Here is a 26,258-nt window from a genome sequence, read left to right as displayed (position 1 = left end):
TTACTGCGCAGTTGCTGACGGCGCCAGCTCAACTAATACACTCATACCAACACGTAGGTCTGCAATTGGGTTAACCGGTCTTGCTTCAATTTCAAACGTGCGTAAATCAAAACCTTTCGCATTGTCTGTTGAGCGCCAAGTCGCATAGTCACCCATCACCGCAATGTGTGATACTTTATATTGATATGTTGTATCCCCTAATGCTGGAATACGTGCAGTTAATAACGTGCCTTTTTTCAAACGTGGTAACAGGTCTTCACGAATATTAAATACCGCCCAGCTATCATTAATATCAACAACGCTCACAACAGGGAAACCAGTCGGAGCAAGTTCACCTTCTTTCAATAATATTTGTACGACTTCACCATTCCGTAGTGCATATTGCTTGGTGTCTTTTGTGTAAGATTCGACTTCAGCAACGACACCTTCAGCCATACGCTCTTGCTCAATCGCAGCTTGTTTAGTTTCTTTACGCGCGCCTTCCTTTGCCATTTGATACACTTGATAAGCAGCATTTTGCGTATATTTAGCGGCTTGCCACTGCGTATATACTTCATCACGTTTCTGCTCTGGCACTACACCGTCTTTATACAGATTATCAACACGCTGATAGGTTTTTTCCATTAGCTGCGCTGCGGCTTGCGCTTTTTTCCACTGGTCGTTAGAAGCGATAATTTGTTGCTCACGCGCCCCTGTTTCAGCTTGTTCACGCATTGCACTTGCTGCTGAACGCCCTGCTTTTGCTTGCGCTAATTTTGCATCTAACTCTGGACTTGCTAGTGAGAAAATTAATTGTCCCTTGCTAACCAGCTCACCTTTTTTCACGTCTACTGACGCAATACGGCCCGGGATCTTAGACGACACATTATATTGCTCAGCTTCAATTTGACCTTGTAACAAAATGTTCTTAGGTTCGTAAGCACGATTAAACTCAACGACCAACCAACCGATGACCGCTAACACTACGACTGCAATGATGCCTTTTTTAATATTACTCATTTATTTAACCTCGATACCATTGATTTGTAGATAATCCATAAAGCGATCGATATCGCCACTAACAGATAATAATTGTGCAAGTGATTTAACATAGTTATAGCTTGCAGATAAACGTTGAACACGAATACTGGTGGCATACAATTGTGCATCTGCCACTTCCAGTGTTGTTGATAACCCTTGTCTAAATGCTTTTTGGCGTAGTACGACCGTTTCTTCAGATAACGCTTCGCTCGATGCTAAAGAATTATACTCTTCCAATGCTTGGCTCATTTCCGCATACGTTTTTTCCACTAGAATGGATAAATCTTGCTGCATTTGCATTTGTAATAAATTGACCTGACGCACTGAGCTCTTTGCAGCAACGACTTCTTGCGATGTACCCGAACGCTCTATGATTGGAATACGGATACCGACACCTACCATCCATTCAGGTAACAGTTCACCTGTCGCTGAGTCATCAGAATATAAATTATAATTACCGTACAGCATCACTTCAGGTAAATGTTTAGCCGATGCCATTTTTACCATGCCTTTCGCTTGTTCGCGCTTGGCATTTAAGATCGCAATGCCAGGATGGTCAGTTAACGTTTTATTTAAATAAGGAGTCACAGACGTCACGCTGTTATTCACAAATAAAGGCGTGGTCGGTAATACTGATTCTTGTTGTTTCAGCATTTTGGTTAGCGCAAGCTTGGCAATTTCATAATCGCGTAATGCTTTTTGCGCTTCAATTTGTGCTTTATCTAATGACACTTGCGCCATTAATCGCTCAACCTTCGCGATCTGTCCTTGCTGCTCTAATTTTATTGCGTGGTTAAGGTGATCATTTAACGCATCTGCAGCATCAAGACGCACTTCATAGACTTGCTCTGATAACACCACACCAAAATAATACTGCACCAGTTGGGTAAAGGTATTACGAGTCGCTAAGTTATAATTACTTTGTGCTTCATCGACTTGTGCTTCGCGAATATCTTGCGCAGCCATCACGCGGCCGCCAGTATAAACAGGTAGTACCGCATTCAATGACGAATGAGCAAAATCCTGATTCGTTAATGGAATAGCATTAGGAATTAAACCAGCTAAACCAGCTAAACCGGCTAACGGAGTACCATTTAATTTTGCTCCAATCCCAGAAGTATCGACTTCTACTGGTTTATCAAAATAGGTATATGACCCCGTAATATCAACACTCGGTAAAAAGAGTGACTTAGCAGCATCTTGCAATGCTTCTGAATGTTTCACTTCTTCTTTTTTTGCCAATAATGCATCATTCTTCTGCGCGACTTGATACCAAGCTTCAGAAAAATCAATGGCTGCAGCTTGCACATTAAAACTCAGTGCGATTGCAGATATAACGCCATAAAAGACTGTTTTCATACTTAATTCCTAAAATAAACCACAATACTTTATCTCATTGATACTAAATAACTTAACAATAAAATGTAACGAACGCATCTGTGGAACGCATAAACACATTTAAACATTCAAAATAGAGCTATTACTCTAAATTTAATGTGTAAGAAATGGTATTAAATAAGCAAAAGCGAATAATAGCGCATTAATGCACGTAGGACTACGTAGATTTAGACTAATTTTAATATCGGCATAACCAAAACTTAACATTGCTGACGAGTAGCGACAGTCATTAGCATAAATAAAAACGGTAATTTGCATTTAATTACCATTAACCGATGGTGTCTTATAGCTTAGATGCGTACAATTACGCCCACGAAATAACAGAGAGAAAATCGATGTCTTGGATCCAACTAAAAATTAATGCTAACGAAGAAACAGCTGAGAAGATAGGCAACATGCTATCTGGGGCAGGAGCAAGTGCTGTCACATTTATGGACTCACAAGATACTCCTATCTTTGAACCACTACCGGGTGAAACTCTACTTTGGGGTGATACCGATGTAACAGGTTTGTTTGAAGCCGATAAAGACATGCAGCCGATCTTAGCTTTCTTAGCAAAAACCAAGGTTCTAGGTCCAGATTTTCGCTACAAGTTAGAAATACTCGAAGACAAAGACTGGGAACGTGAATGGATGGAAAATTTCCACCCTATGCAATTTGGCGAACGTTTATGGATCTGCCCTAGCTGGCGTCCAGTACCGGATGAAAATGCGGTAAACGTAATGCTTGATCCAGGCTTAGCATTTGGTACTGGTACTCACCAAACAACAGCATTATGTCTACAATGGCTAGACGGCCAAGATCTAACAGATAAGACTGTTGTCGATTTTGGTTGTGGTTCAGGCATTCTAGCCATCGCAGCACTTAAATTAGGCGCTAAGCGTGTGATTGGTGTTGATATCGACCCGCAAGCTATCCTAGCAAGTCGTGATAATGCAGAGCGTAATGGCGTTGCAGACCAAATCGAATTGTACTTACCAGCTGATCAACCAGAAGGCATTAAAGCTGATGTGGTTGTAGCAAATATCCTAGCTGCACCACTACGTGAGCTATCTGGACTTATCGTCAGTTTCTTAAAACCAGGTGGTAAAATCGCCTTGTCAGGTATTTTGGATCATCAAGCAGCAGAATTGAACGAAATTTATCGTCAACACTGCATCATGGACGAACCAACATTACGTGATGAATGGGCTCGTTTAAACGGCGAAATCAAATAAATTAACAATACTGTTTAGTCTACATAACTTAATTGCAAAACTAGGGGTGTGTAGATTAAATAAACGCTAATCACGCAAAAAACGTGCGATCAGCGATTAATCAGGCTAAAATACACGCTATCTTAATTTTTCATTTAACATCGGTGAAAATTGAATAATAAGCAGTTTAGCTGGATTATCTGTTGTTATAATTTGATTTAGAGGTGTTTTTTTTACTATTTAATGATTTTAACTAAAAAAATATTCAATAGTCTAATTATTAACCTTTTAACTCGGGTGAAAAATGCGTAACATACGCCGCCTTAGAGCAAATGAGCCGTAACAAATGAAAATAGGTCCTTATCTTCTGGATAACCAATTATTCTTGGCTCCAATGGCTGGTGTTACTGATCGTCCTTTCCGTCAACTTTGTCGTGAACTGGGTGTTGGTATGGCTGTGTCAGAGATGCTATCGAGTAACCCTCGAGTTTGGTCTTCAGAAAAATCGCAACAGCGCATGGATCATGCTGGCGAAACCGGAATACGTTCAGTGCAAATTGCAGGAGCGGATCCCGCGTTGATGGCAGCAGCCGCGCAGCACAATGTAAAAAATGGTGCGCAGATCATTGATATCAACATGGGTTGCCCAGCGAAAAAAGTGAACAAGAAATTTGCGGGTTCTGCATTAATGCAACACCCGGAACAAGTGAAACTGATCTTAGACGCGGTAGTAAACGCGGTCGACATTCCAGTAACACTAAAGATACGTACCGGTTGGGATCCAGAAAATCGCAACGGTATACAGATAGCAGAAATCGCTGAGCAAGCTGGAATTCAAGCCCTCGCGGTTCATGGTCGTACTCGAGCCTGCCTGTACAAGGGCAATGCAGAATACGACACTATAAAAGCGATTAAAGCTAGCATTAGCATTCCTGTGATCGCAAATGGTGATATCGATAGCCCAGAAAAAGCAAAACAGGTACTTGAGTATACAGGTGCAGACGGTCTGATGATCGGACGTCCCGCTCAAGGCAATCCTTGGATTTTTCGGGAAATAAATCACTATCTTAAAACAGGTGAAAAATTACCCGTACCAACTGCTGACGAAGTTCGCCGAGTCATTTTGCAACATGTCGAGAACCTACACCAATTTTACGGTGAGTTTAAGGGCGTTCGATTTGCACGCAAACACGTTGGTTGGTACATACAACACCAGTCTAATGGTGTTGAGTTTCGTAAAAGCTTTAATGCATTGGAGAGTTCAGCCGAACAACACCTTGCATTAATGAAATATTTTGATGATTTAAGCTAACGAGAAGAGCAATATATGTTTGAACAAAATCTGGCTCCTAGTGCCCTAACAACTACTGCAACCGTGCAACAAGCTGAACAAATTGTACAGAAACCATTACGTGATTCTGTACAACAAGCGCTACGAAATTACCTTGCACAATTAAATGGCCAAGACGTAGAAAATCTTTATGACTTGGTATTAGCAGAAGTTGAAGCGCCAATGCTAGATATCATTATGCAGTATACTCGCGGTAACCAAACCCGTGCAGCTGTGATGATGGGCATCAACCGTGGTACTCTTCGGAAGAAACTAAAACGTTACGGCATGAACTAAGCTTTATTGCCTGAACGTAATGTAATAAAAAGCCAGCCCTGATTTATCAGGGCTGGCTTTTTTTATACTTATAATTTCTGATACTTTAAATGATACGCAATTACTTCACTTCAGGTGTCAATATTTGATATACATAAGCTGGTAACTTCATTGTTAACTTGGCCGCTAAGCGCTGCTCTAACAATTGTTCACTCTGTGCTGATATCTTAAATGGCCAGCGTTTATTGCTAATACTATTGTTACCATCCATTACGTGTAAAACAATGTTACCACGTAGCCAATACCAAGCCTGACGCTGTTCTACAGCACCTTTATCTAACGTTAATACCAATTTATATTGGCTATTATCTTTTAGCTGTACACCGACCTCAGAGGCCGCTCCTTGCAAAGACAATAATGCTTGTTCATCCGTTGCCGACGTTGTAAATGATAATGCCGCTAAACGGATTTTAATCATCTGCGTTAAGGTTTCAACAGAATATTCAACATTAATATCATTACCCGTTACCACACGTAGATTATTATTATCATTTAAGCGTGTAATTTGACGCTGACGCGCACTTTCTAATGAACTAAGGGCAATCAGTGGATTTGGCGCTTGCTGCTCAGCATACTTCACAGCAGCACTTGTTTGATCGTCTGCCGCACGAATTGACTGCATGAATAATGCAGCTGCCGGTGCTCTTTTCATAACAGCGAGACTCGACTGCTGCCCAGTTACAGGATCTTGCCAACGTTCAGCAATACTAACCCCTTGTAAAACCTGTTGTGCCTGCGTATTTACAAAACGTGATAGCGTCTGTTTGTTATCGACTTGTCGAATAGTGCTGCCACTCGCATTGCTTTGGCTGATACTTGCTTCACTAAAATCAATGCTTTCATCCGCAATTGAGACTTCAAATATTTTAGCTAAATTAGCCAAGGCTCGATTGTCCGCAACACTCGCCGTTTGTGCTTGACCAGAGGCTGTTAGATAGACATTAGCAGGATAGTTAACATCTGCACCATCTAACCAATTCGGACGTTCTGGAGTACTACTGCATGCGCTAAGCAATATGGCTGCAGCAGAAATTAAACTTGTCGAAAATAATTTATTCATCATGTTGTGATGTCCTGTAACAAGCGGTAGTTAACCAGCCCGTTAGACTGCATATACAGTCTAACGGTATCAATAACTAAGGAGATAAAGTGTAATACGCTTTTTTAGCGGCACTGGAATAAAATAGTAAAATTGTTTTACCCGGTTTCAATAACAAAGGATCTGTCGTGACAACTCTTGGCACCTTGTTAATGTCTGTCATCACCAAGGTATCCGCATTAATATCAGCATTAACAACATCGGTAGTATGACTATCTTCACCTGTTAGAGTATCCGTTAACGAGGCATCAGCGCGTTCAGTTCCAGATGGGGGCAAACTAAATGCATTATCTGTCTCTATTGCACTTTCACTCTGCTCTCCATTTACACTGGCATTAAGTAACTCTGGCGCAACTAACACAGGCACCACTGGCGCGATGTCTGTGACTGATAAGCCTTGATTAAGAGACGGTTGCTGTAAATAATAAGTACCAGCATCAAGGGTTACACGTTGTACTTGAATACTCGCGGGTAACATATTCCAACTACGCACATCAGCCATTTCACTGATCATGCTAGAGATGTTGAGCAGTAATGTTGCTAAGCCATCCTCATCTTTTTTCTGAACTTCATGCAACGCCGTTTGCTTAATGATAACCCTTGCTAAAGCTGCAGCATAAATAGCCGCTGACTTAGCATCGAGATCGGCACGTACTAACTGATTTACATCATCAAAAATTTCAGTTTCTGCCGTTTTACCCAATACAGTGAAACGCCAAGGACTCGGTTTTACGTACTCTTTTTTATAATAAGGTAATGCCAGCGAGATGTTATAACCTAAACTTGGTTCATAAATACTGAGGTAACGCTGTTGCTTTGCAGACACAACCCCACCCCAGTAAACGAGTACCAATTGGCTTTTATTTTTATCCAACGCTTTTAGATCATGACCAAATTCACTGACATACTTTGCATGTTCAGATTTAAGCCCGACCTGCTGAGTAGACAATAACAGACTGTCTTGCAGCACTCGTGGTATTGGCATCTTAGTCGTTTGCATTACTTGATACGCTTGGCGATAACTGATCATAGCGTTATCAATTTCTTCGCCCAGTTCGTACACCAAGCCACCCAGATAATAGCTACTTGATACTAATCCAGATAACCCCTCTTCAGGTAACCCTTTCGCCAACTCTTGCATCTGCAAAACTTCAACGCGAGCACCATCTAGATCATCTTCCATCAAATAAGATAAGATCAATAACTGCTGTAATAACATTCGCTCACTGGCCGTACTGGTATAACTACGCAGTGTTTCATTTACTGTTACTGCGCCGATGTTTTCGCTAATACTTAACGCTTGCAACTGATTAATTTCAGTTTTCGCGGCTTGTAATTCACGAATGCCACCAGCAAAATCACCGTTAACAGCACGTAATAAACCTAATGTCAGTTTATATTGGGCCAAGTCACGCTCAGGATATTCCCGCTGCGCCACTTCGTTCAATACTTGGCTCGCATTGCCATTATCAAGGGTTTGTGCCAAATCATTTAGCTGATGCTGCTGCAACGAGCAGCCCTGCAACAAGCTAAATGCAATGGCCAGGAGATAACGACGCGAACGAAAAAATGTTAATACAGCTTTCATCATGACCTATTAATAACGTAGTTTACCGTTAGACACTAACTTCTTCAGTTTCTTCTGACCTACCCATACTTTACGGTTATCCGCTAGGCTAATCAGACTTAAATCAACTTGGTAATAACGTACTTGATCGCTATCTGCAGTATCAATAATCGTGTTGATTTGACCTTTTAAGATAAAGTCAGCACCTTGTTCTTGACCAGCTGCGTTACGCGTTGATTCTGTTGAATTTAAATCTTGGTCAATACGTTCTTCACGGATCTCGTTACGCTCATCACTTGATGCAACAAACTCAACACGGCCGCTATTGATTAGTTCACGTTCCATTTCATTCACGAACGTTTTAGTATTAATGTGTTCATGGCTTAAGTTACGCACTGTACCCACAATCACAGCCGGAGATTTACCCGTTTTAGCTGTGAAATTGTTATACCAAGGACGCGCTAGTACATCACTAATCATTTCCTGTGCAACCATTTGTGAATCGGTGTCATTCCAAGCACCACTTAAATCGATCGTTTGACCTGCATCAACACGCTCTACAGATGTGCTACAGCCTGCTAATAATGTCGATGCTAAGATCGAGCCTACAACTAATTTCAACAACTTATTCATTGGTAATTTCCTTTCTAACTTAACGAAGTACGATTAATAAATTTTCTCAACACAGTATTACTGTTTCGGCGTCAATGCCGTTGCACGTTTGATTGCCGCTTCAAGATCAGACAGGTCTAATTCAGCAAAAGCATAAATATCGCCATTATCTGGGTTCTTCCAACGACCAATAATTTTTACGCCATTCAGTGCAAGTTTCGTTTTCGCTTTAATTTCGCGTTCAACATTCGCACTGACTTCACCGTTTGCAGCAGCAGTATAATCGGCCTGCATCGCATCAACAGACGTTGCTAGGATACGCGCAACTTCAGCACGAGCACGATTATCTGCAACAGATTTTTGTAAAGATTCGTCAGCGATGCCATTTGACATGCCGACACCGTGTAATAAACGGCCAGAATCATTATCTACCGTTTGAGAACCGATATTAACCCAATCAGGTGCGCCACTAATATTCAAGTCACTATCGATATTTGTTTGACTAGAACACGCTGATAATAAAGCCATTATTCCGGCTGCCACGGTAATTTTTAATGCTTTTATTTTCATGATTAACTTGTTCCTAAAAAGTGATTGGATAATATATCGTATTATAATTTAAAATAGTATTTAACCAAATACCCTCGCACTACCAACTCGCAGTTATAAAAAAACCAGACTACCTACCGATAGTCTGGTTTATTTTGTTCAGATTTACTTATATAAGTAAATATGACAACAAAAAAATCAAATAGTTATGACTTATATCGCATCCATTTGATCTAATGGCCAGCGTGGACGAGCCGTGATCTCTAAGCTGTCATCACCACCGTGACGTAGACGTTGTAAACCGGCATACGCGATCATCGCACCGTTATCGGTACAGAACTCAATACGTGGATAGAATACTTCCCCGTTTTGCTTCTCCATCATCTCTGCTAATTTAATGCGTAAGTATTTATTTGCACTTACACCACCAGCAACAACCAGACGTCGAATGCCTGTTTCTTTGATGGCACGTCTTAATTTAATCGAAATGGTATCTACAACCGCTTCTTGGAATGCAAATGCGATATCTGCACGGGTTTGCTCATCTACGCCGTCAGCACCTGCTTCTTCTGCTAATTTCTTTTCTTTCGCAATGGTATTCGCTGCAAATGTTTTTAATCCAGAAAAGCTGAAGTCTAAGCCAGGACGATCGGTCATTGGACGTGGGAATTTATAACGTCCGGCAACACCATTATCTGCCAATGCCGATAATCGCGGTCCACCAGGGTAATCTAAACCCATTAATTTCGCTGTTTTATCAAATGCTTCACCTGCAGCATCATCTACAGACTCGCCTAGCAATTGATATTGACCAATACCATCAACACGTACTATCTGCGTGTGACCACCCGATACAAGCATTGCTAGGAAAGGAAAATCTGGGGTTTTCTCTTCAAGCATTGGCGCTAACATATGACCTTCCATATGGTTAATACCTAATGCAGGAATATCCCATGCGTAAGCAATACTACGGCCGACTGTAGCACCGACCATTAATGCACCGACTAAACCCGGTCCAGTTGTATAGGCAATACCGTCAATATCATCTTTAGTACAGCCAGCTTCAGCCAATGCGGCTTTAATCAGTGGAATAATTTTACGCACATGATCACGTGACGCTAATTCCGGTACCACACCACCATAATCGGCATGCAGTTTTACTTGGCTATAAAGTTGATGAGCCATTAGCCCTTGTTCATCACAATAAATTGCAATGCCGGTCTCATCACATGATGTTTCTATTCCTATTACGCGCATTTTATTCATTCACCTTATATATGACTGCACAATAGTACCTGCGCTATAGTTATTTCTCCAGCGCCAAATTATTGCGCTTTACATTTAATCGTGTTCTAGAGTACAATTCGGCACCATTTTTATAGAATTACTATAAAAATATTTTTAGGTTCCAGATAACTTGGAACCATTAAACCTATAGGTTGGAAGAAAACATGCCAGTAATTAAAGTACGTGAAAACGAACCGTTTGACGTTGCACTACGTCGTTTCAAACGCTCTTGCGAAAAAGCAGGTATCTTATCTGAAGTACGTCGTCGTGAGCATTACGAAAAACCTACTACAGTTCGTAAACGTGCTAAAGCAGCAGCTTCTAAGCGTCTAGCTAAGAAATTGTCTCGTGAAAATGCACGTCGCGTACGTCTATACTAATCTCTATTAGTATAACTACTGTATGCATTTAGGCTTATCTTACTGAATACGTCTCTGACTTAATCAGCTAAAGATAACGCTTATAAACAAGCCGTGAACTCCTAGAGTCACGGCTTGTTTGCTTTTCAATACTCATAGAATTTATTACTCTAGTCTTATAACGATCACAGTACATAACTGATTTATGAAAAAGTCACGTATTTACTGTCATTGCAATTCGCAATAATCTTCACACTCATTAGTTAGGTACATATGGCCGGTAGAATACCTCGCGACTTTATCGATGGCTTGATAGGTCGAGCAGATATCGTTGATATCGTCGAAAAACGTGTAAAGCTCAAAAAAGCAGGTAAGAACTACCATGCTTGCTGCCCGTTCCATAATGAGAAAAGCCCTTCTTTTACTGTTAGCCAAGACAAACAGTTTTATCATTGCTTTGGCTGTGGTGCCCACGGTAACGCCATTGGTTTTTTAATGGAGTACGACAACCTTGAGTTTGTCGAAGCGATTGAAGATTTAGCGGGCTTTTACGGTGTTACGGTACCCAGAGAAGAAGGTGGCAATAATAACGGCCCGACAGCACCCGAACGTAAAGATTATTACGAGCTACTCGAAAGTGTCACACGTTTTTATCAATACCAATTAAAAGAACACCCAAATAAACGCATCGTTAACGATTACCTAAAACAGCGCGGATTATCTGCCGAGGTTATTAATAAATACGCCATTGGCTACGCTGCCCCCGGTTGGGATAACGTATTAAAACGCTTTGGTCGTGATAAACATACCGAAGAACAGTTACTGACGACTGGTGTATTAATCGAAAACGAAGGTCAATCGCGTCGTTACGATCGCTTTCGCGAACGCGTGATGTTTCCTATTCGCGATAAACGTGGCCGTGTGATTGGTTACGGTGGACGTGTTCTCGGTGATGAAAAACCAAAGTACCTTAACTCACCAGAAACCCCTATCTTCCATAAAGGTAAAGAGCTTTATGGTTTATACGAAGTGCGTCAAGCCTATAAAGAGATCCCAAAAATTGTGGTCGTTGAAGGCTATATGGACGTGGTTGCTTTAGCACAATTCGGCATTGATTATGCGGTAGCGTCACTGGGCACGTCGACATCTGGCGATCATATGCAAACCTTATTTCGTAATACTAACGAAGTTATCTGCTGTTATGACGGTGACAGAGCCGGTCGTGATGCAGCATGGCGCGCGCTTGAAAATGCCCTACCACAATTACGTGATGGTAAAGATCTGAAGTTTGTATTCTTACCGGATGGCGAAGACCCTGATTCATTAGTCCGAAATCAAGGTAAAGATGCACTTGAGCAACTGTTTAAAGATGCGCAGACATTACCGGACTTTTTATTTAGTCGATTAAGTCAAAATATCGAAACCCATACCGATGCTGGCCGCAGTCAATTGGCCAGCCAAGCGAAACCGCTGATTGAAAAAATGCCGGATGGTTTTTACCGCGGCATTGTTTTAAAAAAATTAGCGCGCTTTTTAGGGTGGGACGAAACTAAGCTCAATAAATTATTTACGACGGTTGCAGCGACAAAGCCCGTTAAAAAAGCAATTCAGATCACACCAATACGCCGAGCAATTGGGTTGTTATTACAAAACCCACAGATTGGTTTTAATTTACCGGTATTCGACGATCTTAAAAAATTAAAGTTACCGGGTATCAATATTTTATTAAAATTACTAGAACAAACAAACGCTAGCGACCAAATAAGCACAGCACAATTATTAGAGTATTGGCGTGAAATGCCAGAGCAGAAAGCACTGATAAAGCTTGCAGTTTGGGATCATGGCGCAGATGAAGCGGTCGAAGCTGAGTTTTTCGATACTTTATTCGTTCTTTCAACGCAAGTCATCGAACAACGCTTCAGTGAGCTACAATTAAAACTAGCGCAAGATGGCCTAACTAAATCTGAGCGTTTGGAATATAAAAGTATTTTAGATGAATTAAAATCATCATGATGGCTTGAAATGTGATCTATTAACCCCCATTTAATGAACTAACAAAAAGAGGCGAATTAACTCGCCTCATAACGCTGAGTTGAAAGCTTTCGTCTAATATAACGTGATAAGTGTTAACATTAGTCGCATTTTAACCACATAATTATACCAATAAGTAGAAAAAAGCACCGTTAAGCACTATACTGCTTTGTTTGCGCAGTGCTTTTGCGTCTGTATCTTTGAATCACGTCACCGGAGCGGAAGTATTCTATGGAATCCCCTCAATCACAGTTAAAACTTCTTGTTGCTAAAGGTAAAGAACAAGGTTACCTAACCTATGCAGAAGTAAATGATCACTTACCACAAGATATTGTGGACTCAGATCAGGTTGAAGATATTATTCAAATGATCAATGACATGGGTATTCAAGTGCTAGAAACAGCACCTGATGCAGATGATCTATTGATGGCAGAAAACACCTCAGCACCTGATGAAGATGCTGCCGAAGCCGCTGCTGCAGCGCTTGCTTCTGTTGAATCTGAAATTGGTCGAACTACCGATCCAGTACGTATGTACATGCGTGAGATGGGTACCGTTGAGCTATTGACTCGTGAAGGCGAGATCAAAATTGCAAAACGTATTGAAGAAGGTATCTACGCAGTACAAACTGCCGTAGCAGAATACCCTGAAGCAATTAACTCGTTACTTGCTGAGTACGACAAGTTCCTTGCTGAAGAAACACGTTTAAGTGACATTATCACGGGTTTCATCGATCCAAATGCTGATGATGTTGCGCCAACAGCGACTCATATTGGCTCAGAACTACCAAGCAAAGAGCTTGAATCTGATGACGACGCTGAAGATGATGACGAAGAAGAGGAAGAAGGCAACAAAGGGCCTGATCCTGAAGAAGCAGCAGAAAAATTTGCAGAATTACGTAAATGTCACGCGGCATTACTTAAAGGCATCAAAGACGACGGTTTAGAACACCCGAAAACACGCCTTCAAGTTGAAATACTAAGTGAAGTATTCCGTACTTTCCGTCTGATCCCAAAACAGTTTGATCGCATTGTTAATAACATGCGTGACATGATGGATCATGTACGTGTTCAAGAACGTCTTGTAATCAAGATGTGTGTTGAACATTGTAAAATGCCAAAAGCAGCGTTCGTTGAAGCATTTGCTGGTCACGAAACTGATATCACTTGGTTTGAAAAAGCACAACAATCTGCAGCACCTTATGCACAAGCATTACAACGTATCGACTTTGATGTTCGCCGTTGCATAAACAAGCTGAAGTTAGTAGAAAGCACAACTGGTCTGTCTATTTCACAGATCAAAAACATCAACCGTCGTATGAGTATTGGTGAAGCGAAAGCGCGCCGTGCGAAAAAAGAAATGGTTGAAGCGAACTTACGTCTAGTAATTTCGATTGCAAAAAAATACACCAACCGTGGTCTACAGTTCCTTGATTTAATTCAGGAAGGTAACATCGGTCTGATGAAAGCCGTAGATAAGTTTGAATACCGTCGTGGTTACAAATTCTCAACTTACGCTACATGGTGGATCCGTCAGGCAATTACCCGTTCTATTGCTGACCAAGCGCGTACAATTCGTATTCCAGTGCATATGATTGAAACAATCAATAAACTGAATCGTATTTCGCGTCAAATGCTGCAAGAGATGGGCCGTGAAGCAACGCCAGAAGAATTGGCTGAGCGCATGATGATGCCAGAAGATCGTATTCGTAAAGTATTGAAGATTGCTAAAGAACCGATCTCAATGGAAACTCCTATCGGTGATGATGAAGATTCTCACTTAGGCGATTTCATTGAAGATACAACGCTTTCTTTACCAGTTGACGCTGCTACAAAAGATAGCTTAAAAGGCGCTACAGACGACGTACTTGCAGGCTTAACAGCTCGTGAAGCTAAAGTCCTGCGTATGCGTTTTGGTATCGATATGAATACTGACCACACACTTGAAGAAGTGGGTAAACAGTTCGATGTAACGCGTGAGCGTATTCGTCAAATTGAAGCTAAGGCATTACGTAAATTACGTCATCCTAGCCGCAGCGAACAGCTACGTAGCTTCTTAGACGAGTAATTGAATAGTTAGATGCTCTTGTCTCGATTATGAACATGGCCGAGACAAATAGCGCTATTACAAAGGACACCTAATGGCAACATTCGGTGTTTTTTTATGCCTGCAATAAAATGAATAATAACGAGCTTATTTATTAACGCTGGGCATTCACGTAGCGTCTTAGATTAATAATTAAACAGTTAGCTGGTTACTTGTCTAAGTTATTGAATATGACCTAGACACGCAGAAACTATGCTTATATACTTTCTGCATCTTAAAGCGTCGTAAGAACGTTTGAAAGATCAGGGCCCTTAGCTCAGTTGGTTAGAGCATCCGACTCATAATCGGCAGGTCGAGTGTTCAAGTCACTCAGGGCCCACCAATTCTTGATAAGGCTTATGGAGAAATCTGTAAGCCTTTTCTTTTATCCGCCTTTCCATATCCTGTCTCAGTTTAATTCAACTAACCTCCGTTCCAGCTACTAATCCAAATTACATCAGAAAACTACCACAACACTATATTTCCCTAAGCAATCCAATATTACATATTAACAGCCATATTCATTAGCGTAACCTCATCACAATCAATCTGCATACCAACGAACACCAACCAATTACAGCACCAGTTTTCTCTCCGATAACACAACAAATATATAACCAACATTCCGTTCCTTAGGATCCAGTTATTAATATATATTTAATTTATTAACCTAATGGAATAACGCTAGTAAAACTCAGATATGAGTAAGCCAAAATACGGATAGAATCGAGTGTTGAATAAGTATGACCAATTGCCACGGATGGTAATTGGTCTGTTATATCTCAATGCTATTCACTCACTCTAACAACGACTCAACTCAGCCAGCTAGAACCAGCCATTAATTCACAGATTGGTATTCATGCTCATATCGTTAATTCTGCTGTTACGGGGGATTTAGGGGGCAATCTAGTCGTGATTAACAGGTGAAACTAAATGAATCGAGCGGCTAATCTCAGTCAGAAATATAATTCAAAAAATAAAATTCATCTAGCGTCATTGTCGTCGGAAATCACATCTAAAATGCCGTCGTCACCGTCGATGAAAATGTAAAAATCAGTTAAATTCAGCCTAGATTCAGTGGCTAAGACAGGCATGTTACAGGAACGTCGACACCGTCAACGAATTGGGTGAAATGATTAGTTCTAGAGATCAGTGAGTGTAAGGCATGGGGAGGTAATTTAGGTCCTGACTAATGTGACAGACCCAGCGATCTAAGATTTAGGTGTTGGGGTGTTGCTAATTCATGGAATTAAGTAGATGGGCCGCAACAGTTATTTCATTATTATCATTAATCCCATCAATTCTATTAAGTATTTCTTGGTCACTGTGAGTATTAAACTAGGAGCCTATATGTTTTTTAAACCTAGGATAAGTCCTCTTCCAGGAGTCCAACCATTACTTTGGGTTACTTTTAATCCTGCACTTTCAAAAGCATTAACTAATTCATCTTTTGAAAACAACATTAAATAGTGATCTTCTGTAAATGTATCAACGCCATCTGGCGTAGCAACCATATATGTAAAATGCATTCTTGATTGCTTACCATTATTTGATCTCACGCTAGCACGAGCAATTTTTAGTTGTTTTTCCTCACAAAATACCATGCTAACTTTTCCAGGTGTCCATGTGTCCAATGTAAACCATGGCACAACAATTACCATACCTTCAGGATTTAGATGGTTTGCAAAACATTTCAAAGTGTCATTGAGTTCAGATACATTTTTAACATAACTAATTGAACTAGCTAAGCATATAACTACATCATATAATTTCCCAAGCTTAAAATTACACATATTAGCCTGTTCATAGTTACCTGAAGGGTTCTTCAATTTCGCAATTGGTAAAAACTCCTTATTAATATCAATGCCATCCACTTGGTATTTCGATCTAAGCGTTTTGACATGTTCATGAGGCCCACAAGCTACATCAAGTATGGTATTGGCACTAGGCAGTTGCTCTTGAATTATTGCATCAATAAAATTTGCTTCTTTTTCAAAATCTACAAATTCATATATAAAATCATGATATTGAACGCTTTTTGTATGCATACTGCCCTCACTTTATATGCTTTATTCTATAACGTATTACAGATTAATTTGGATTGTTAGGTATGTTAACCAATTCTATTATCCTGGGGTAGGCATAACCACCGTCGTTACATGAAGCAAGAACCTTCCCATTTTCTTTATCAAGTCGTATAGAAATTAGACCGCTGATTGATTGAGTACCTATCTCTTTAAAACTCATTTCAATATCTACATATATATTACCTTCATTATCATGATTCTCGATATTTCGAATAACTTCAACGCCACCAGGATTGTCTAAATTATATTTTTTGCGTATGACCCCTTCAAGAAATTGGCCTGCGCTAGAGAAAAAGCTACATCCACGAAAATACTCTAATGGAATTTTATTTTGTATTAATTTGTTTAAAAATATTTCAGTATCTAATTCAACATGTCCAAAACCTAACCCATAAGGTAGCCAGATAATATTAGCTGCAAAGCGATCTCCGCCAACATGTGAACACTCCCAAACTTCAAAGTTTGCGCCTGTATTTTTTATCCATTTAGATAACCCTAAAAAAACGGGGTGCCCGAATTTTGCGCAGCATTTGTCATGTTTTCCATGCGTACAAACAACTAATATATTTTTACAGCCCCCTGGATTTTTATATGCGTTTTTTAAATCAATAGTTAAAATATCTTTATAATTATCAACAAAAAACTCGCTAACTTTTTCTTTACCTTTATGTACTCTTGTTAGATATATTTTTTTACCACTACCTGTTTCTTTATTTTTTATAAATAGCACCTTAACATCTTCTGGGCACCATTCAGTAAAGTCATTTATATGATTAACCACCTCTGTTTCAATCTTAGAATTCTCAAGGAGATTGTTAATTTCCTTTGACCATGAATTATCATATTCAATTAGTAAGTAACACTTAACAGTAGTCATGGTCCCTAAATAATTGTCTCTGCGTTCTACGCTTTCTTTTGCGCAAAATCTAGTCATAATTTTCCTCGATAAGTTTTATAAATCCTTCCTTTAATAAATGTCTACATAAAATCAGTTTGCTTTCATTCTCATAGTCAATAATATCATTTGGTGTGAAATATTGTTTTTCAATTATTATTGAGATGGCATCACCTAAACTCTTTGGTAGTGTTAATATCCTACCGAGGTAAGTCAATATTATATCATTTTCATTTTCTTTAAAATTTGAACAGACACCATCGTAGCACTGCATTTTTGTGTTTAAAATAATGCTATCGATTTCTGATGATTTGCTGAAAAGATGCTGGTTTATCGGTCTTCTTTCTTCGTTGAACCTCTCAATTACTGGTGCCATCCCCCAGCTTTTCTTGATTTTTGAAACTATATTCTCTAATGCAGAATCAAATTCCATATCTCGAGAGTATCTATAATCCTTGCCCACAGAATTTCTCCAGAAGTTTGAATTTTCATTTTCACATTCCCGCAATATACTTTTGAATACAAGATTTAAAGCATCGATTTGTCGATACACATGTATTCCAATTGTTAAATGAAGAGAAGTTTCTTCAGTTGATTGTGCCATATGAGGATAACCTCTAGGTATGTACAGTAAATCGCCTTGATTCAGAATCCCATCATAAAAAAGTGCACCTTCAGGCTCTTTTTCTAAAATTGAATAGTCATTTTTGAAAGGCTTTTTATCTATTGGGCTTTCCCACACTCGCCATTTTTTATTACCTTCAACCTGTAGGATCAACACATCATGAGTATCATAATGAATATCAAAGCCTTGTGATTTTTTAGGAGTTAAATAAGCGTTAGCTTGAACACGATGACCGAGTTCACTTTCCAATTGATGTAGATATCCGGATAAAGTATGCGTACTTGATTGAAGAGTATGTAATATTACAGTTGCACCATTATTCCACAATCGATAAACGGCTGGTATATCTATACAGTTGTTATCCTGTTTATTTTTAAATGTACGTGAGAGTGTATAGGTACTAGGTGAGATTGCCTCTCCATTTTTTGCAAGTTTAAACTGTGGGTATCGTAGATCGTTTTCTGTAATTCTACTTTCGAATTGCTTTATTGAGTAATATTTAGTAAATTTTTGTTTATGGCCTTTTATTATAAGTGGTTTTTTATCCCAAAATTTCAGATAAAATTCACTTAAAGCCATATCATGCAATAGATATGATAGATCCATTTTAGACCTCAAAAAAAAGAGCTAGTAAAACCCGCTCTTTTACTAGCATTATCTTGATACTATAAATGCTTATGCATTATTCAGTCAGATCTGATCCATCATCTCTATCTTGTATGTTGGTATGATCCGATCCGTCATCCTTATCCGTTATTCTAGTATTAGACCCATAATCAGATCCGTTACTAATTGAAATTGATGGTGTCAAATCACTTTCATTTATTAATTTATCCATTACTTCCCCCTTTCTGGTTAAAAACCACTCACCGATTAATTACTATATATCATGGCAAATAAATCAAATAAAGCAAATAAAGCAAATAAAGGGGACGGAGGGATTATGTTTTAATCAACCCCTTAGTTTATCTTTGGCCGCCCTCTTTTTGAATCCCCAAGTTTTTTACCAATCCAGAAAACACATGGGACAGGCACTCAATAGACCAATACGTGAAGTGGTTCTTTAACTACACCAGCAATGGGATTAACAATACCCTTACTTGCGTAGTAGAGTGATTTTCCAATTTGATTGTTATTTAAAGCCTCATTAGCCTTATCCATATCATTACAGCCTTGTTGAAAATTTTGGTCGTGTTTACCCATGGTTTTTTCTCTCCTGATTTTCGAGCTAAATTGCGTCGGCGTCGACGGTAAATATCAAACTCAAAAAAAATAACGTACTGGATCAGCCTAAGCCAATTCAGTACGTATATTTCAAATATGATAATTAAGCAGTATCAGACCTACTATTTGTCAGCTCTTCTTTAGCTGCAAACAAGAACCCTGTGATGAGTCCATATCCTAAGTAAATTAGTGGTAGTGGCATATTAACCTTCCTTATTCATTTCTTTGTAGATGGCATAGCCGATGATGAAGCCAATCCCAAATAATGGATTAGCGAAAAGTGCAGGCATGGTATTTCTCCGTGATGATGGTTACATAATAATATTTACGAGGTGAGTTGTTGAATCTGTACTTGTTAGCAGTGAACGTATGAAGAGACTAATTAACCATCCACTAACTGAAGTAACCTTGCTTTCTTCTCTTCGTAATCAGCTGCTAATACATGAAGAAATACACTCTTACCAGATTGGGTAATTAAGCCAATATCACTAGAGCGAAGTACCCCTGCTAGAAATCCAGAGTTGTTCGCACTTAATGATTTTAATACTGATTTTAATACTGTACTCTTAAATGGTTTCTGCCCTTGTTCATCTAAGATCGTAGTGATGGATTGCAGTGGTATCCATTCTTTCGAGTGTAATCCGCCACCTTCATTACCGCTAAGTCGTAGATAGAGATCACCTTCTTCATCATGTTTGGCTAAATCAAAGAACACATGGTTGTCTGTCTTAGGGCTGAGTTTCTTACCTTGACCAGATAGAACTATATTACTGAAATGGTCGTGTTTAGCTTCATTAGGCTTTTCACTGGTGGATTCAACGATGTTTTTATTACCGTCGCCGTCGTCATTTACTTGTTCATTTATTTTTTTACTCATGGCACTTTCCTAAATTTTGGATGTAAAAAAGGGCAATACCATTGCTGATATTACCCGTTGTTTTAGTGTGATATTAAAATATTTTGACTAGCAGCCGCCCTTGCAGACACCGCCAGATGCTTTATGTGAATTGCATATCCATTTACCGCATTTGTTACATGATGTACCACCTGTAACTTCTGTTTTCTTACCGCACTTATGGCAAGTCCATAGTTTTAAGTTACTACTCAACTTCTTAAAAAATGACATGTTAGCTCGTTCCTGATTAGTGAGAATGGCCGCATACTTGGCAGCTACCATCGTCATAAGCACGTTGACCGCAAGCGGGACATGTTGTTACTACTGTTAAGATTTTTTTAATTGTCATTGGTTTATCCATGTTAATTACCTTTAAATTTAAGGTGTATTGAGGGTTAGGGTTGGTATTACTGAGATTTTTTAGTACATTTGTCGACGTCGACGACGGAACCATTTAACGTGCCGCAAACATCTGCTTTCCATTGAACAATCACGCCATTCGAGGCTGTATGTTGGATGCCTGATTTACCATTCCAGTTAGCTTCTAAAACTGATTTCATCTTAGAAAGATCGCCCGGATTACCGCCCATAGTGCCGCCAGCGAGTGTTGCTGTTGATGCTAATAAGCAAGATAGGCTGAGTAGCATGATTGATTTGTTCATTGGTTTTTTTCCTTTGTTTTAATATTTAAATTAATTAATGGGTAATTATGGAATGGCTGACTGACAGGTTGAGTCAGTCTTGGACTAATTTATTGATATTTGCCCTGTGCCTTGTGATTACTGCTTCGTGAAACTAATAACAATATCGCTAACTTATCGCTGCCAAGTTAGAAATAATAACGACTGACTCAACCTGTCAGCAGTGCGGTTTAATCTAGTGAAATGAAAAGTAAGAATGAGAAATTAGCTAAGCGTTTAGGTACTATCCTTGCCCGATTAAATGCGGGAGAGCGGTTATACCTGAAAAACTTGGAAGCTGAATTTAACGTCCATGAAAGGACAATATGGCGTGACTTTGAACGGCTCTCCTACCTGCCGTTACGATGTGAGGATGGTTGTTATTTTCTTGATATGAGTAGTGTTAGACAGCAATCATCGAATAACATGAATAAGCTGATACAGAACATTGGGCTAGAATCATTCATCCCAATTAAGCTCAACATGAACAATTGGCAGACTAACAATGTACCTACTTTTCTATTCAAGAATGTACGGATTGAAGATGTATCGAGTTTCACTGATTTGTTTGACTTACTGACTAATGCAATCAGTGCTCAATATCAGATTTCATTTACGTATAAAGATAAAAAACTAGCGCAAGTCGAGCCCTACCGTTTAGTGAATGACCGTGGTATTTGGTATCTCGCAGCTGTGTATCAGGGCAACTTACACTCCTTCAGAATCGCTTATATTTCACAGTTACAACTCAGTGACGATAAATATAAACCTCAAGCTAAAGTACAAGAGGAAATCATCAGGCAAGGAATGCAGTGGTTAGCTATCGACAAGTCAGATGTATTAATCCAAGTTGATGCTGACGTTGCACCGCGCTTTTTTGAGGGTAAGTTACTACCAAATATTCAGATACTCAAAGAAATGGATGATGGTTCACTACTCATCAGCAGCCAAGTAACAAGATTGTACGATGTAATGCCAATCCTGAAGGCTTGGATGCCCTATGTTGAAGTACTCTCGCCAATCAGCCTTAAGCAAGAACTTATACGTGATTTGTACGCTTCCCTTGAACGTACCAAGATGATGTAATTTAGGTCTTTCTTATTTAGTTGCCTTCTTAACTAGATCTGACACATTAGCGCTAACTTCTCTTAATCTTGAAGAAGCTAGGTGTGCATATCTGGTGCTGGTTTGTGGTGATTGATGCCCTAACAAATGCTGAACATCGTAGAGTGTTGCCTTGCCTGAGTTAATCAAGATTGAAGCAAAGCTATGGCGTAAATCGTGGATACGTAATCCATCTAAACCTCCTGCCACTTTCTTAATTCGAGCAAATGATTTCTTGGGATGGCTAATGGGTTTACCTTCTGCATCTCCGGGAAATATATAATCATTACCCTTGATTCGTTGGTTTTTCTGCTCCTCAATAACAGTCATCGCTAATGAATTTAGTAGTACTGTTCGAGACAAACCCGATTTAGTATGCGGCAGGAAAAGGCTCCCTTCGCCGACGTCGTCGACGGTTAAGTTACACCATTTCGAATTACAGATTTCTCCCATACGCATTCCGGTTAGTAGAGCGAACTTCAACGCATTACCTTGGGTTCGACTAGGCTCATCATTACACGCCGTAATGAACTGAGTGACTTCATCCTTACTGAGGAATCGTTGCTTTAAATTGTTTTCTTTAAGCTTCTTAATGTAAGTGCCCGGATGCTTTTCAACAAATCCCCACTCCATTGCTAGCCGGAACATACGAAGTACCAAGCTTCTGAGCCGATTGATTGTTGCTGGTTTACGGTTAACTAGCAGTTCATCTAATCGTTTCTGAATATCATGCTGACTAACTTTAGCTAATGCTTTGCCTTTCCAATACGGGTAGAAGTGCATCTTGAGGTTACTTTCATCACTGTAAGCGGTGAGCTTGTTAACTCTGGCGTAAGGCAGGTAATGTTGTTCAGCAAATTCATAGAAGGTAAATACAACTTGTTTCTCATCCCTGAGCTGCTTAGGGTCATTACCGAGAGCTAATTGTTTCTTGTGTTCATTAGCAATCTGCCTAGCAGTAGGAATGTCGAGTGATGGATATTCACCTAGTTGTAATGATTTCTTAGTGCCGCTAATGGTGTAACGAAATAGGTAACGCTTACGTCCTTGGCGATTAACAATCAGTTTCAAGCCACTACATCCCTCATCTGTGTATTCAGTTTCACGACTTCGGCTATCGGGTGGCGTTGGTGGTAGGTTGTCCATCTGACGCTTGTTGAATTTGAATTTACGTGATTGCATGATCCCACCTTAGCCATGGCTCGGTTCATTGATACTTAGCTTTTTCAATAATTCAGGTTTAAGTGATTGAGGCATTAGTAGGTACAAGCCCTGACCGCTATCACTCAAGATGGTTAAAGTAAATAATGATCCGTAATCTAACTCATCTTCAAACTCAATATTTTCTAGGGCAAAGCTGAGTAAGTTTTTCTCACGTTTAGTGATGCGCTTACCGTCGACGCCGACACGAGAAATGTCAGAAAGTGACGTAATCATCCAGAGTTCGCATTCAAGTTCAGTCCATGTGTTTTGGGCTTCATCTTCATCGTGAAATGGCGCTAGTAAGTGTTGTTTGAGTTGGTTTAGTAAGGTGGGTGTAATTGGCAGGGTATTTAGATCTTTCCAGTTTGTGATTTTAAGCATGATTAACTCCAAGATTAATATTATCAAAGAGTTAATATATGTTTATCTTATGTGTTATTTCGTTAGGTTGTTATGCAGAAAAAATTAGAAAAAATTAGAAAAAATTAGCAAGAATTTGCTGGAATAGTAACGGTTGGAAATCACCATCTGGTCCTGATCATAAAAGTAAAGATCCTAACTCATTTGAATGTAAACATGGTTATGGACATGAAGAATGGTTAGCAGATATGACCAAAGAAATTTTGGGTTATAAGTATGCTTTTTTGCAGCCAATCAATACGCCATTAAAGAGCCACCAAGGGAAAGAATATGAAATATGGTTATTTACAATTAAGAATAGTGAGAAATTGTGCATAGGTAAGATGAACCACGTGTATTGTCTAACCGAAGAAGAAGCTATACATGCGGTGGAGCAGTATAGAAAAAAGGGCTGGCATCAAGAAATGTGTAACCAACTAGAGGAGCGGTCCATTATTGCCGTTAACTTTACTGAAGAGAATGCCCTTAACAACTTTAATATAAAGTTTAAACCCGAAGACATTGAATGGTTTAATGAGCCAGTACACATAACAGATCAATATAACTGTGCAAGATATAACTTGCTAAATATGCACTCTGACATCAAAGGAATCACTGCCGAAGATAGCGATGACCTTGCTATTGACTTATTAGATATCGGTAGCAGTGATCTCTCGGATTCTGAAAAAGAAACCTTAGTAACCGCTCGGGTTGGACAAGGTAAGTTTAGAAGAAACGTAATTGATATCTGGGGTGGTGAAAGTTGTGCAGTAACGCTAACGAACACAAAAGAGATGTTAGTAGCATCACACATAAAGGCATGGAAAGATTGTGAAACTACTGGTGAAAGGCTTGATGGAGCCAACGGAATATTACTTTGTGCTCATATAGATAGGTTATTCGATTGCCATTTGGTGACCTTTAAATTAAAACGATCTGCATATTGTCTGGAAATCTCAAAATCACTTCGTCAAAGAGATTTGAAGGGGTTGGGTATAGAAAAAGATGTAGAGCTGAATACAACTATGTTTAAACTTGGAGACGAAAAAAGGCTAAAGGAGTATATGGATTATCACAATCACATTTTTTCGCTTAAGGAAGAGCAGAGGAAATCCTGTTAACCTTTCCCAACAATAACCCAACACCTAAATCTTAGATCGCTGGGTCTGTCACATTAGTCAGGACCTAAATTACCTCCCCATGCCTTACACTCACTGATCTCTAGAACTAATCATTTCACCCAATTCGTTGACGGTGTCGACGTTCCTGTAACATGCCTGTCTTAGCCACTGAATCTAGGCTGAATTTAACTGATTTTTACATTTTCATCGACGGTGACGACGGCATTTTAGATGTGATTTCCGACGACAATGACGCTAGATGAATTTTATTTTTTGAATTATATTTCTGACTGAGATTAGCCGCTCGATTCATTTAGTTTCACCTGTTAATCACGACTAGATTGCCCCCTAAATCCCCCGTAACAGCAGAATTAACGATATGAGCATGAATACCAATCTGTGAATTAATGGCTGGTTCTAGCTGGCTGAGTTGAGTCGTTGTTAGAGTGAGTGAATAGCATTGAGATATAACAGACCAATTACCATCCGTGGCAATTGGTCATACTTATTCAACACTCGATTCTATCCGTATTTTGGCTTACTCATATCTGAGTTTTACTAGCGTTATTCCATTAGGTTAATAAATTAAATATATATTAATAACTGGATCCTAAGGAACGGAATGTTGGTTATATATTTGTTGTGTTATCGGAGAGAAAACTGGTGCTGTAATTGGTTGGTGTTCGTTGGTATGCAGATTGATTGTGATGAGGTTACGCTAATGAATATGGCTGTTAATATGTAATATTGGATTGCTTAGGGAAATATAGTGTTGTGGTAGTTTTCTGATGTAATTTGGATTAGTAGCTGGAACGGAGGTTAGTTGAATTAAACTGAGACAGGATATGGAAAGGCGGATAAAAGAAAAGGCTTACAGATTTCTCCATAAGCCTTATCAAGAATTGGTGGGCCCTGAGTGACTTGAACACTCGACCTGCCGATTATGAGTTTCTTCAACTTAGGTTATTTCTATCCATCTTCAAGCCATATTTCCCCGCTAATACCCTACGAAAAATCATAAGCTGATACCTGCGTTGACGTTGACGGCGTGATTCCGTGTTTTACAGGACTGTCGCCGCCGTCAGGGATTGGGGAGTGATGGTGGTTTAGGATTGAGTGGGAGTTAAATTAGCCACACATTTATTAGTTACTTCAT

General features: G+C 39.5%; 24 protein-coding genes and 1 tRNA gene. 9 read left to right on the top strand and 16 right to left on the bottom strand.

The window, feature by feature from the left end; genetic code table 11:
- Positions 1-999, bottom strand: a complete 999-nt coding sequence (locus HWV00_RS01960) for an HlyD family secretion protein (protein WP_211684464.1) — start codon at positions 997-999, stop codon at positions 1-3.
- A complete protein-coding gene (locus HWV00_RS01955; protein ID WP_211684463.1) occupies positions 1,000-2,379 on the bottom strand; it encodes a TolC family protein in 1,380 nt (459 codons plus the stop codon). It lies immediately after the preceding gene.
- 374 nt (positions 2,380-2,753) lie between these two features.
- On the opposite strand from HWV00_RS01955, the gene prmA reads away from it, so the two are divergent.
- The 3 genes from prmA (at position 2,754) to fis (ending at position 5,241) form a co-directional block, all read left to right on the top strand.
- Complete coding sequence (gene prmA / locus HWV00_RS01950; RefSeq protein ID WP_211684462.1) at positions 2,754-3,635, top strand: 50S ribosomal protein L11 methyltransferase; 882 nt, start codon at positions 2,754-2,756, stop codon at positions 3,633-3,635.
- 325 nt (positions 3,636-3,960) lie between these two features.
- The gene (gene dusB, locus HWV00_RS01945; protein ID WP_211684461.1) at positions 3,961-4,926 is read left to right on the top strand and encodes a tRNA dihydrouridine synthase DusB; all 966 of its coding nucleotides are present in this window, start codon (positions 3,961-3,963) and stop codon (positions 4,924-4,926) included.
- A gap of 15 nt (positions 4,927-4,941) precedes the next feature.
- A complete protein-coding gene (fis, locus tag HWV00_RS01940) occupies positions 4,942-5,241 on the top strand; it encodes a DNA-binding transcriptional regulator Fis (RefSeq protein WP_045108812.1) in 300 nt (99 codons plus the stop codon).
- A gap of 100 nt (positions 5,242-5,341) precedes the next feature.
- Here fis and HWV00_RS01935 read toward each other — a convergent pair whose 3' ends face one another.
- The 5 genes from HWV00_RS01935 to tsaD form a co-directional block, all read right to left on the bottom strand.
- Positions 5,342-6,343 (bottom strand): LPP20 family lipoprotein, encoded by a 1,002-nt coding sequence (locus tag HWV00_RS01935; protein WP_211684460.1) that lies wholly within the window; start codon positions 6,341-6,343, stop codon positions 5,342-5,344.
- A 73-nt stretch (positions 6,344-6,416) separates the two neighbouring features.
- On the bottom strand, positions 6,417-7,967 hold the full coding sequence (locus HWV00_RS01930; protein WP_211686273.1) for a hypothetical protein: 1,551 nt from the start codon (positions 7,965-7,967) through the stop codon (positions 6,417-6,419).
- A gap of 9 nt (positions 7,968-7,976) precedes the next feature.
- Entirely contained in the window at positions 7,977-8,579 is a 603-nt protein-coding gene (locus HWV00_RS01925) for a penicillin-binding protein activator LpoB (protein WP_211684459.1), read from the bottom strand.
- A 57-nt stretch (positions 8,580-8,636) separates the two neighbouring features.
- A complete protein-coding gene (locus HWV00_RS01920) occupies positions 8,637-9,128 on the bottom strand; it encodes an LPP20 family lipoprotein (RefSeq protein ID WP_211684458.1) in 492 nt (163 codons plus the stop codon).
- A 192-nt stretch (positions 9,129-9,320) separates the two neighbouring features.
- On the bottom strand, positions 9,321-10,364 hold the full coding sequence (tsaD, locus tag HWV00_RS01915; protein WP_211684457.1) for a tRNA (adenosine(37)-N6)-threonylcarbamoyltransferase complex transferase subunit TsaD: 1,044 nt from the start codon (positions 10,362-10,364) through the stop codon (positions 9,321-9,323).
- Positions 10,365-10,558: 194 nt separating this feature from the next.
- Here tsaD and rpsU point away from each other — a divergent pair, with 194 nt between their 5' ends.
- The 4 genes from rpsU to HWV00_RS01895 all read left to right on the top strand — a co-directional run bounded on the left by rpsU (position 10,559) and on the right by HWV00_RS01895 (position 15,212).
- A complete protein-coding gene (rpsU, locus tag HWV00_RS01910) occupies positions 10,559-10,774 on the top strand; it encodes a 30S ribosomal protein S21 (protein WP_006032380.1) in 216 nt (71 codons plus the stop codon).
- A gap of 252 nt (positions 10,775-11,026) precedes the next feature.
- Positions 11,027-12,766 carry a DNA primase gene (gene dnaG, locus HWV00_RS01905; protein ID WP_211684456.1) on the top strand — a complete coding sequence of 580 codons (1,740 nt, stop codon included), beginning with the start codon at positions 11,027-11,029 and terminating at the stop codon, positions 12,764-12,766.
- Positions 12,767-13,015: 249 nt separating this feature from the next.
- Positions 13,016-14,851: an RNA polymerase sigma factor RpoD gene (gene rpoD, locus HWV00_RS01900; protein WP_211684455.1), complete on the top strand. Its 1,836-nt coding sequence runs from the start codon at positions 13,016-13,018 to the stop codon at positions 14,849-14,851.
- A 284-nt stretch (positions 14,852-15,135) separates the two neighbouring features.
- A tRNA-Ile gene (locus tag HWV00_RS01895) sits at positions 15,136-15,212 on the top strand.
- 1,003 nt (positions 15,213-16,215) lie between these two features.
- Here the strand turns inward: HWV00_RS01895 and HWV00_RS01890 are convergent.
- The 7 genes from HWV00_RS01890 to HWV00_RS01860 form a co-directional block, all read right to left on the bottom strand.
- Entirely contained in the window at positions 16,216-16,917 is a 702-nt protein-coding gene (locus HWV00_RS01890) for a class I SAM-dependent methyltransferase (RefSeq protein ID WP_211684454.1), read from the bottom strand.
- Positions 16,918-16,960: 43 nt separating this feature from the next.
- Entirely contained in the window at positions 16,961-17,890 is a 930-nt protein-coding gene (locus tag HWV00_RS01885; protein ID WP_211684453.1) for a sucrase ferredoxin, read from the bottom strand.
- Positions 17,883-19,082 (bottom strand): cupin domain-containing protein, encoded by a 1,200-nt coding sequence (locus tag HWV00_RS01880; RefSeq protein WP_211684452.1) that lies wholly within the window; start codon positions 19,080-19,082, stop codon positions 17,883-17,885. The genes HWV00_RS01885 and HWV00_RS01880 overlap by 8 nt, the downstream gene beginning before the upstream one ends.
- 76 nt (positions 19,083-19,158) lie before the next feature.
- Positions 19,159-19,314: a hypothetical protein gene (locus HWV00_RS01875; protein ID WP_211684451.1), complete on the bottom strand. Its 156-nt coding sequence runs from the start codon at positions 19,312-19,314 to the stop codon at positions 19,159-19,161.
- A 197-nt stretch (positions 19,315-19,511) separates the two neighbouring features.
- Positions 19,512-19,679, bottom strand: a complete 168-nt coding sequence (locus tag HWV00_RS01870; protein ID WP_211684450.1) for a hypothetical protein — start codon at positions 19,677-19,679, stop codon at positions 19,512-19,514.
- Between the two features lie 403 nt (positions 19,680-20,082).
- Positions 20,083-20,577 carry a hypothetical protein gene (locus HWV00_RS01865; protein ID WP_211684449.1) on the bottom strand — a complete coding sequence of 165 codons (495 nt, stop codon included), beginning with the start codon at positions 20,575-20,577 and terminating at the stop codon, positions 20,083-20,085.
- Between the two features lie 425 nt (positions 20,578-21,002).
- Positions 21,003-21,257: a hypothetical protein gene (locus HWV00_RS01860; protein ID WP_211684448.1), complete on the bottom strand. Its 255-nt coding sequence runs from the start codon at positions 21,255-21,257 to the stop codon at positions 21,003-21,005.
- A 222-nt stretch (positions 21,258-21,479) separates the two neighbouring features.
- Between HWV00_RS01860 and HWV00_RS01855 the strand changes: the two genes are divergently transcribed.
- Positions 21,480-22,361: a YafY family protein gene (locus HWV00_RS01855; protein WP_211684447.1), complete on the top strand. Its 882-nt coding sequence runs from the start codon at positions 21,480-21,482 to the stop codon at positions 22,359-22,361.
- Positions 22,362-22,373: 12 nt separating this feature from the next.
- Here the strand turns inward: HWV00_RS01855 and HWV00_RS01850 are convergent, their stop codons facing one another.
- Entirely contained in the window at positions 22,374-23,561 is a 1,188-nt protein-coding gene (locus HWV00_RS01850) for a site-specific integrase (protein WP_211684446.1), read from the bottom strand.
- Between the two features lie 9 nt (positions 23,562-23,570).
- Positions 23,571-23,963, bottom strand: coding sequence for a hypothetical protein (locus HWV00_RS01845; protein ID WP_211684445.1), 393 nt, complete (start codon positions 23,961-23,963; stop codon positions 23,571-23,573).
- 227 nt (positions 23,964-24,190) lie between these two features.
- On the opposite strand from HWV00_RS01845, the gene HWV00_RS01840 reads away from it, so the two are divergent.
- Positions 24,191-25,102 (top strand): HNH endonuclease, encoded by a 912-nt coding sequence (locus HWV00_RS01840; protein WP_255554866.1) that lies wholly within the window; start codon positions 24,191-24,193, stop codon positions 25,100-25,102.
- The last annotated feature ends 1,156 nt before the right edge of the window (positions 25,103-26,258 follow it).

Source organism: Moritella sp. 24 (genome assembly GCF_018219155.1).
In the GTDB taxonomy this organism is placed as follows: domain Bacteria; phylum Pseudomonadota; class Gammaproteobacteria; order Enterobacterales; family Moritellaceae; genus Moritella.
This window is presented reverse-complemented; position numbering and strand designations above follow the sequence as displayed.

Bases quoted from the DNA above. Each gene is read 5' to 3' on its own strand.
- HWV00_RS01960 (WP_211684464.1), bottom strand. From the start codon at position 999: ATGAGTAATATTAAAAAAGGCATCATTGCAGTCGTAGTGTTAGCGGTC.
- HWV00_RS01955 (WP_211684463.1), bottom strand. From the start codon at position 2,379: ATGAAAACAGTCTTTTATGGCGTTATATCTGCAATCGCACTGAGTTTT.
- prmA (WP_211684462.1), top strand. From the start codon at position 2,754: ATGTCTTGGATCCAACTAAAAATTAATGCTAACGAAGAAACAGCTGAG.
- dusB (WP_211684461.1), top strand. From the start codon at position 3,961: ATGAAAATAGGTCCTTATCTTCTGGATAACCAATTATTCTTGGCTCCA.
- fis (WP_045108812.1), top strand. From the start codon at position 4,942: ATGTTTGAACAAAATCTGGCTCCTAGTGCCCTAACAACTACTGCAACC.
- HWV00_RS01935 (WP_211684460.1), bottom strand. From the start codon at position 6,343: ATGATGAATAAATTATTTTCGACAAGTTTAATTTCTGCTGCAGCCATA.
- HWV00_RS01930 (WP_211686273.1), bottom strand. From the start codon at position 7,967: ATGAAAGCTGTATTAACATTTTTTCGTTCGCGTCGTTATCTCCTGGCC.
- HWV00_RS01925 (WP_211684459.1), bottom strand. From the start codon at position 8,579: ATGAATAAGTTGTTGAAATTAGTTGTAGGCTCGATCTTAGCATCGACA.
- HWV00_RS01920 (WP_211684458.1), bottom strand. From the start codon at position 9,128: ATGAAAATAAAAGCATTAAAAATTACCGTGGCAGCCGGAATAATGGCT.
- tsaD (WP_211684457.1), bottom strand. From the start codon at position 10,364: ATGCGCGTAATAGGAATAGAAACATCATGTGATGAGACCGGCATTGCA.
- rpsU (WP_006032380.1), top strand. From the start codon at position 10,559: ATGCCAGTAATTAAAGTACGTGAAAACGAACCGTTTGACGTTGCACTA.
- dnaG (WP_211684456.1), top strand. From the start codon at position 11,027: ATGGCCGGTAGAATACCTCGCGACTTTATCGATGGCTTGATAGGTCGA.
- rpoD (WP_211684455.1), top strand. From the start codon at position 13,016: ATGGAATCCCCTCAATCACAGTTAAAACTTCTTGTTGCTAAAGGTAAA.
- HWV00_RS01890 (WP_211684454.1), bottom strand. From the start codon at position 16,917: ATGCATACAAAAAGCGTTCAATATCATGATTTTATATATGAATTTGTA.
- HWV00_RS01885 (WP_211684453.1), bottom strand. From the start codon at position 17,890: ATGACTAGATTTTGCGCAAAAGAAAGCGTAGAACGCAGAGACAATTAT.
- HWV00_RS01880 (WP_211684452.1), bottom strand. From the start codon at position 19,082: ATGGATCTATCATATCTATTGCATGATATGGCTTTAAGTGAATTTTAT.
- HWV00_RS01875 (WP_211684451.1), bottom strand. From the start codon at position 19,314: ATGGATAAATTAATAAATGAAAGTGATTTGACACCATCAATTTCAATT.
- HWV00_RS01870 (WP_211684450.1), bottom strand. From the start codon at position 19,679: ATGGGTAAACACGACCAAAATTTTCAACAAGGCTGTAATGATATGGAT.
- HWV00_RS01865 (WP_211684449.1), bottom strand. From the start codon at position 20,577: ATGAGTAAAAAAATAAATGAACAAGTAAATGACGACGGCGACGGTAAT.
- HWV00_RS01860 (WP_211684448.1), bottom strand. From the start codon at position 21,257: ATGAACAAATCAATCATGCTACTCAGCCTATCTTGCTTATTAGCATCA.
- HWV00_RS01855 (WP_211684447.1), top strand. From the start codon at position 21,480: ATGAAAAGTAAGAATGAGAAATTAGCTAAGCGTTTAGGTACTATCCTT.
- HWV00_RS01850 (WP_211684446.1), bottom strand. From the start codon at position 23,561: ATGCAATCACGTAAATTCAAATTCAACAAGCGTCAGATGGACAACCTA.
- HWV00_RS01845 (WP_211684445.1), bottom strand. From the start codon at position 23,963: ATGCTTAAAATCACAAACTGGAAAGATCTAAATACCCTGCCAATTACA.
- HWV00_RS01840 (WP_255554866.1), top strand. From the start codon at position 24,191: ATGACCAAAGAAATTTTGGGTTATAAGTATGCTTTTTTGCAGCCAATC.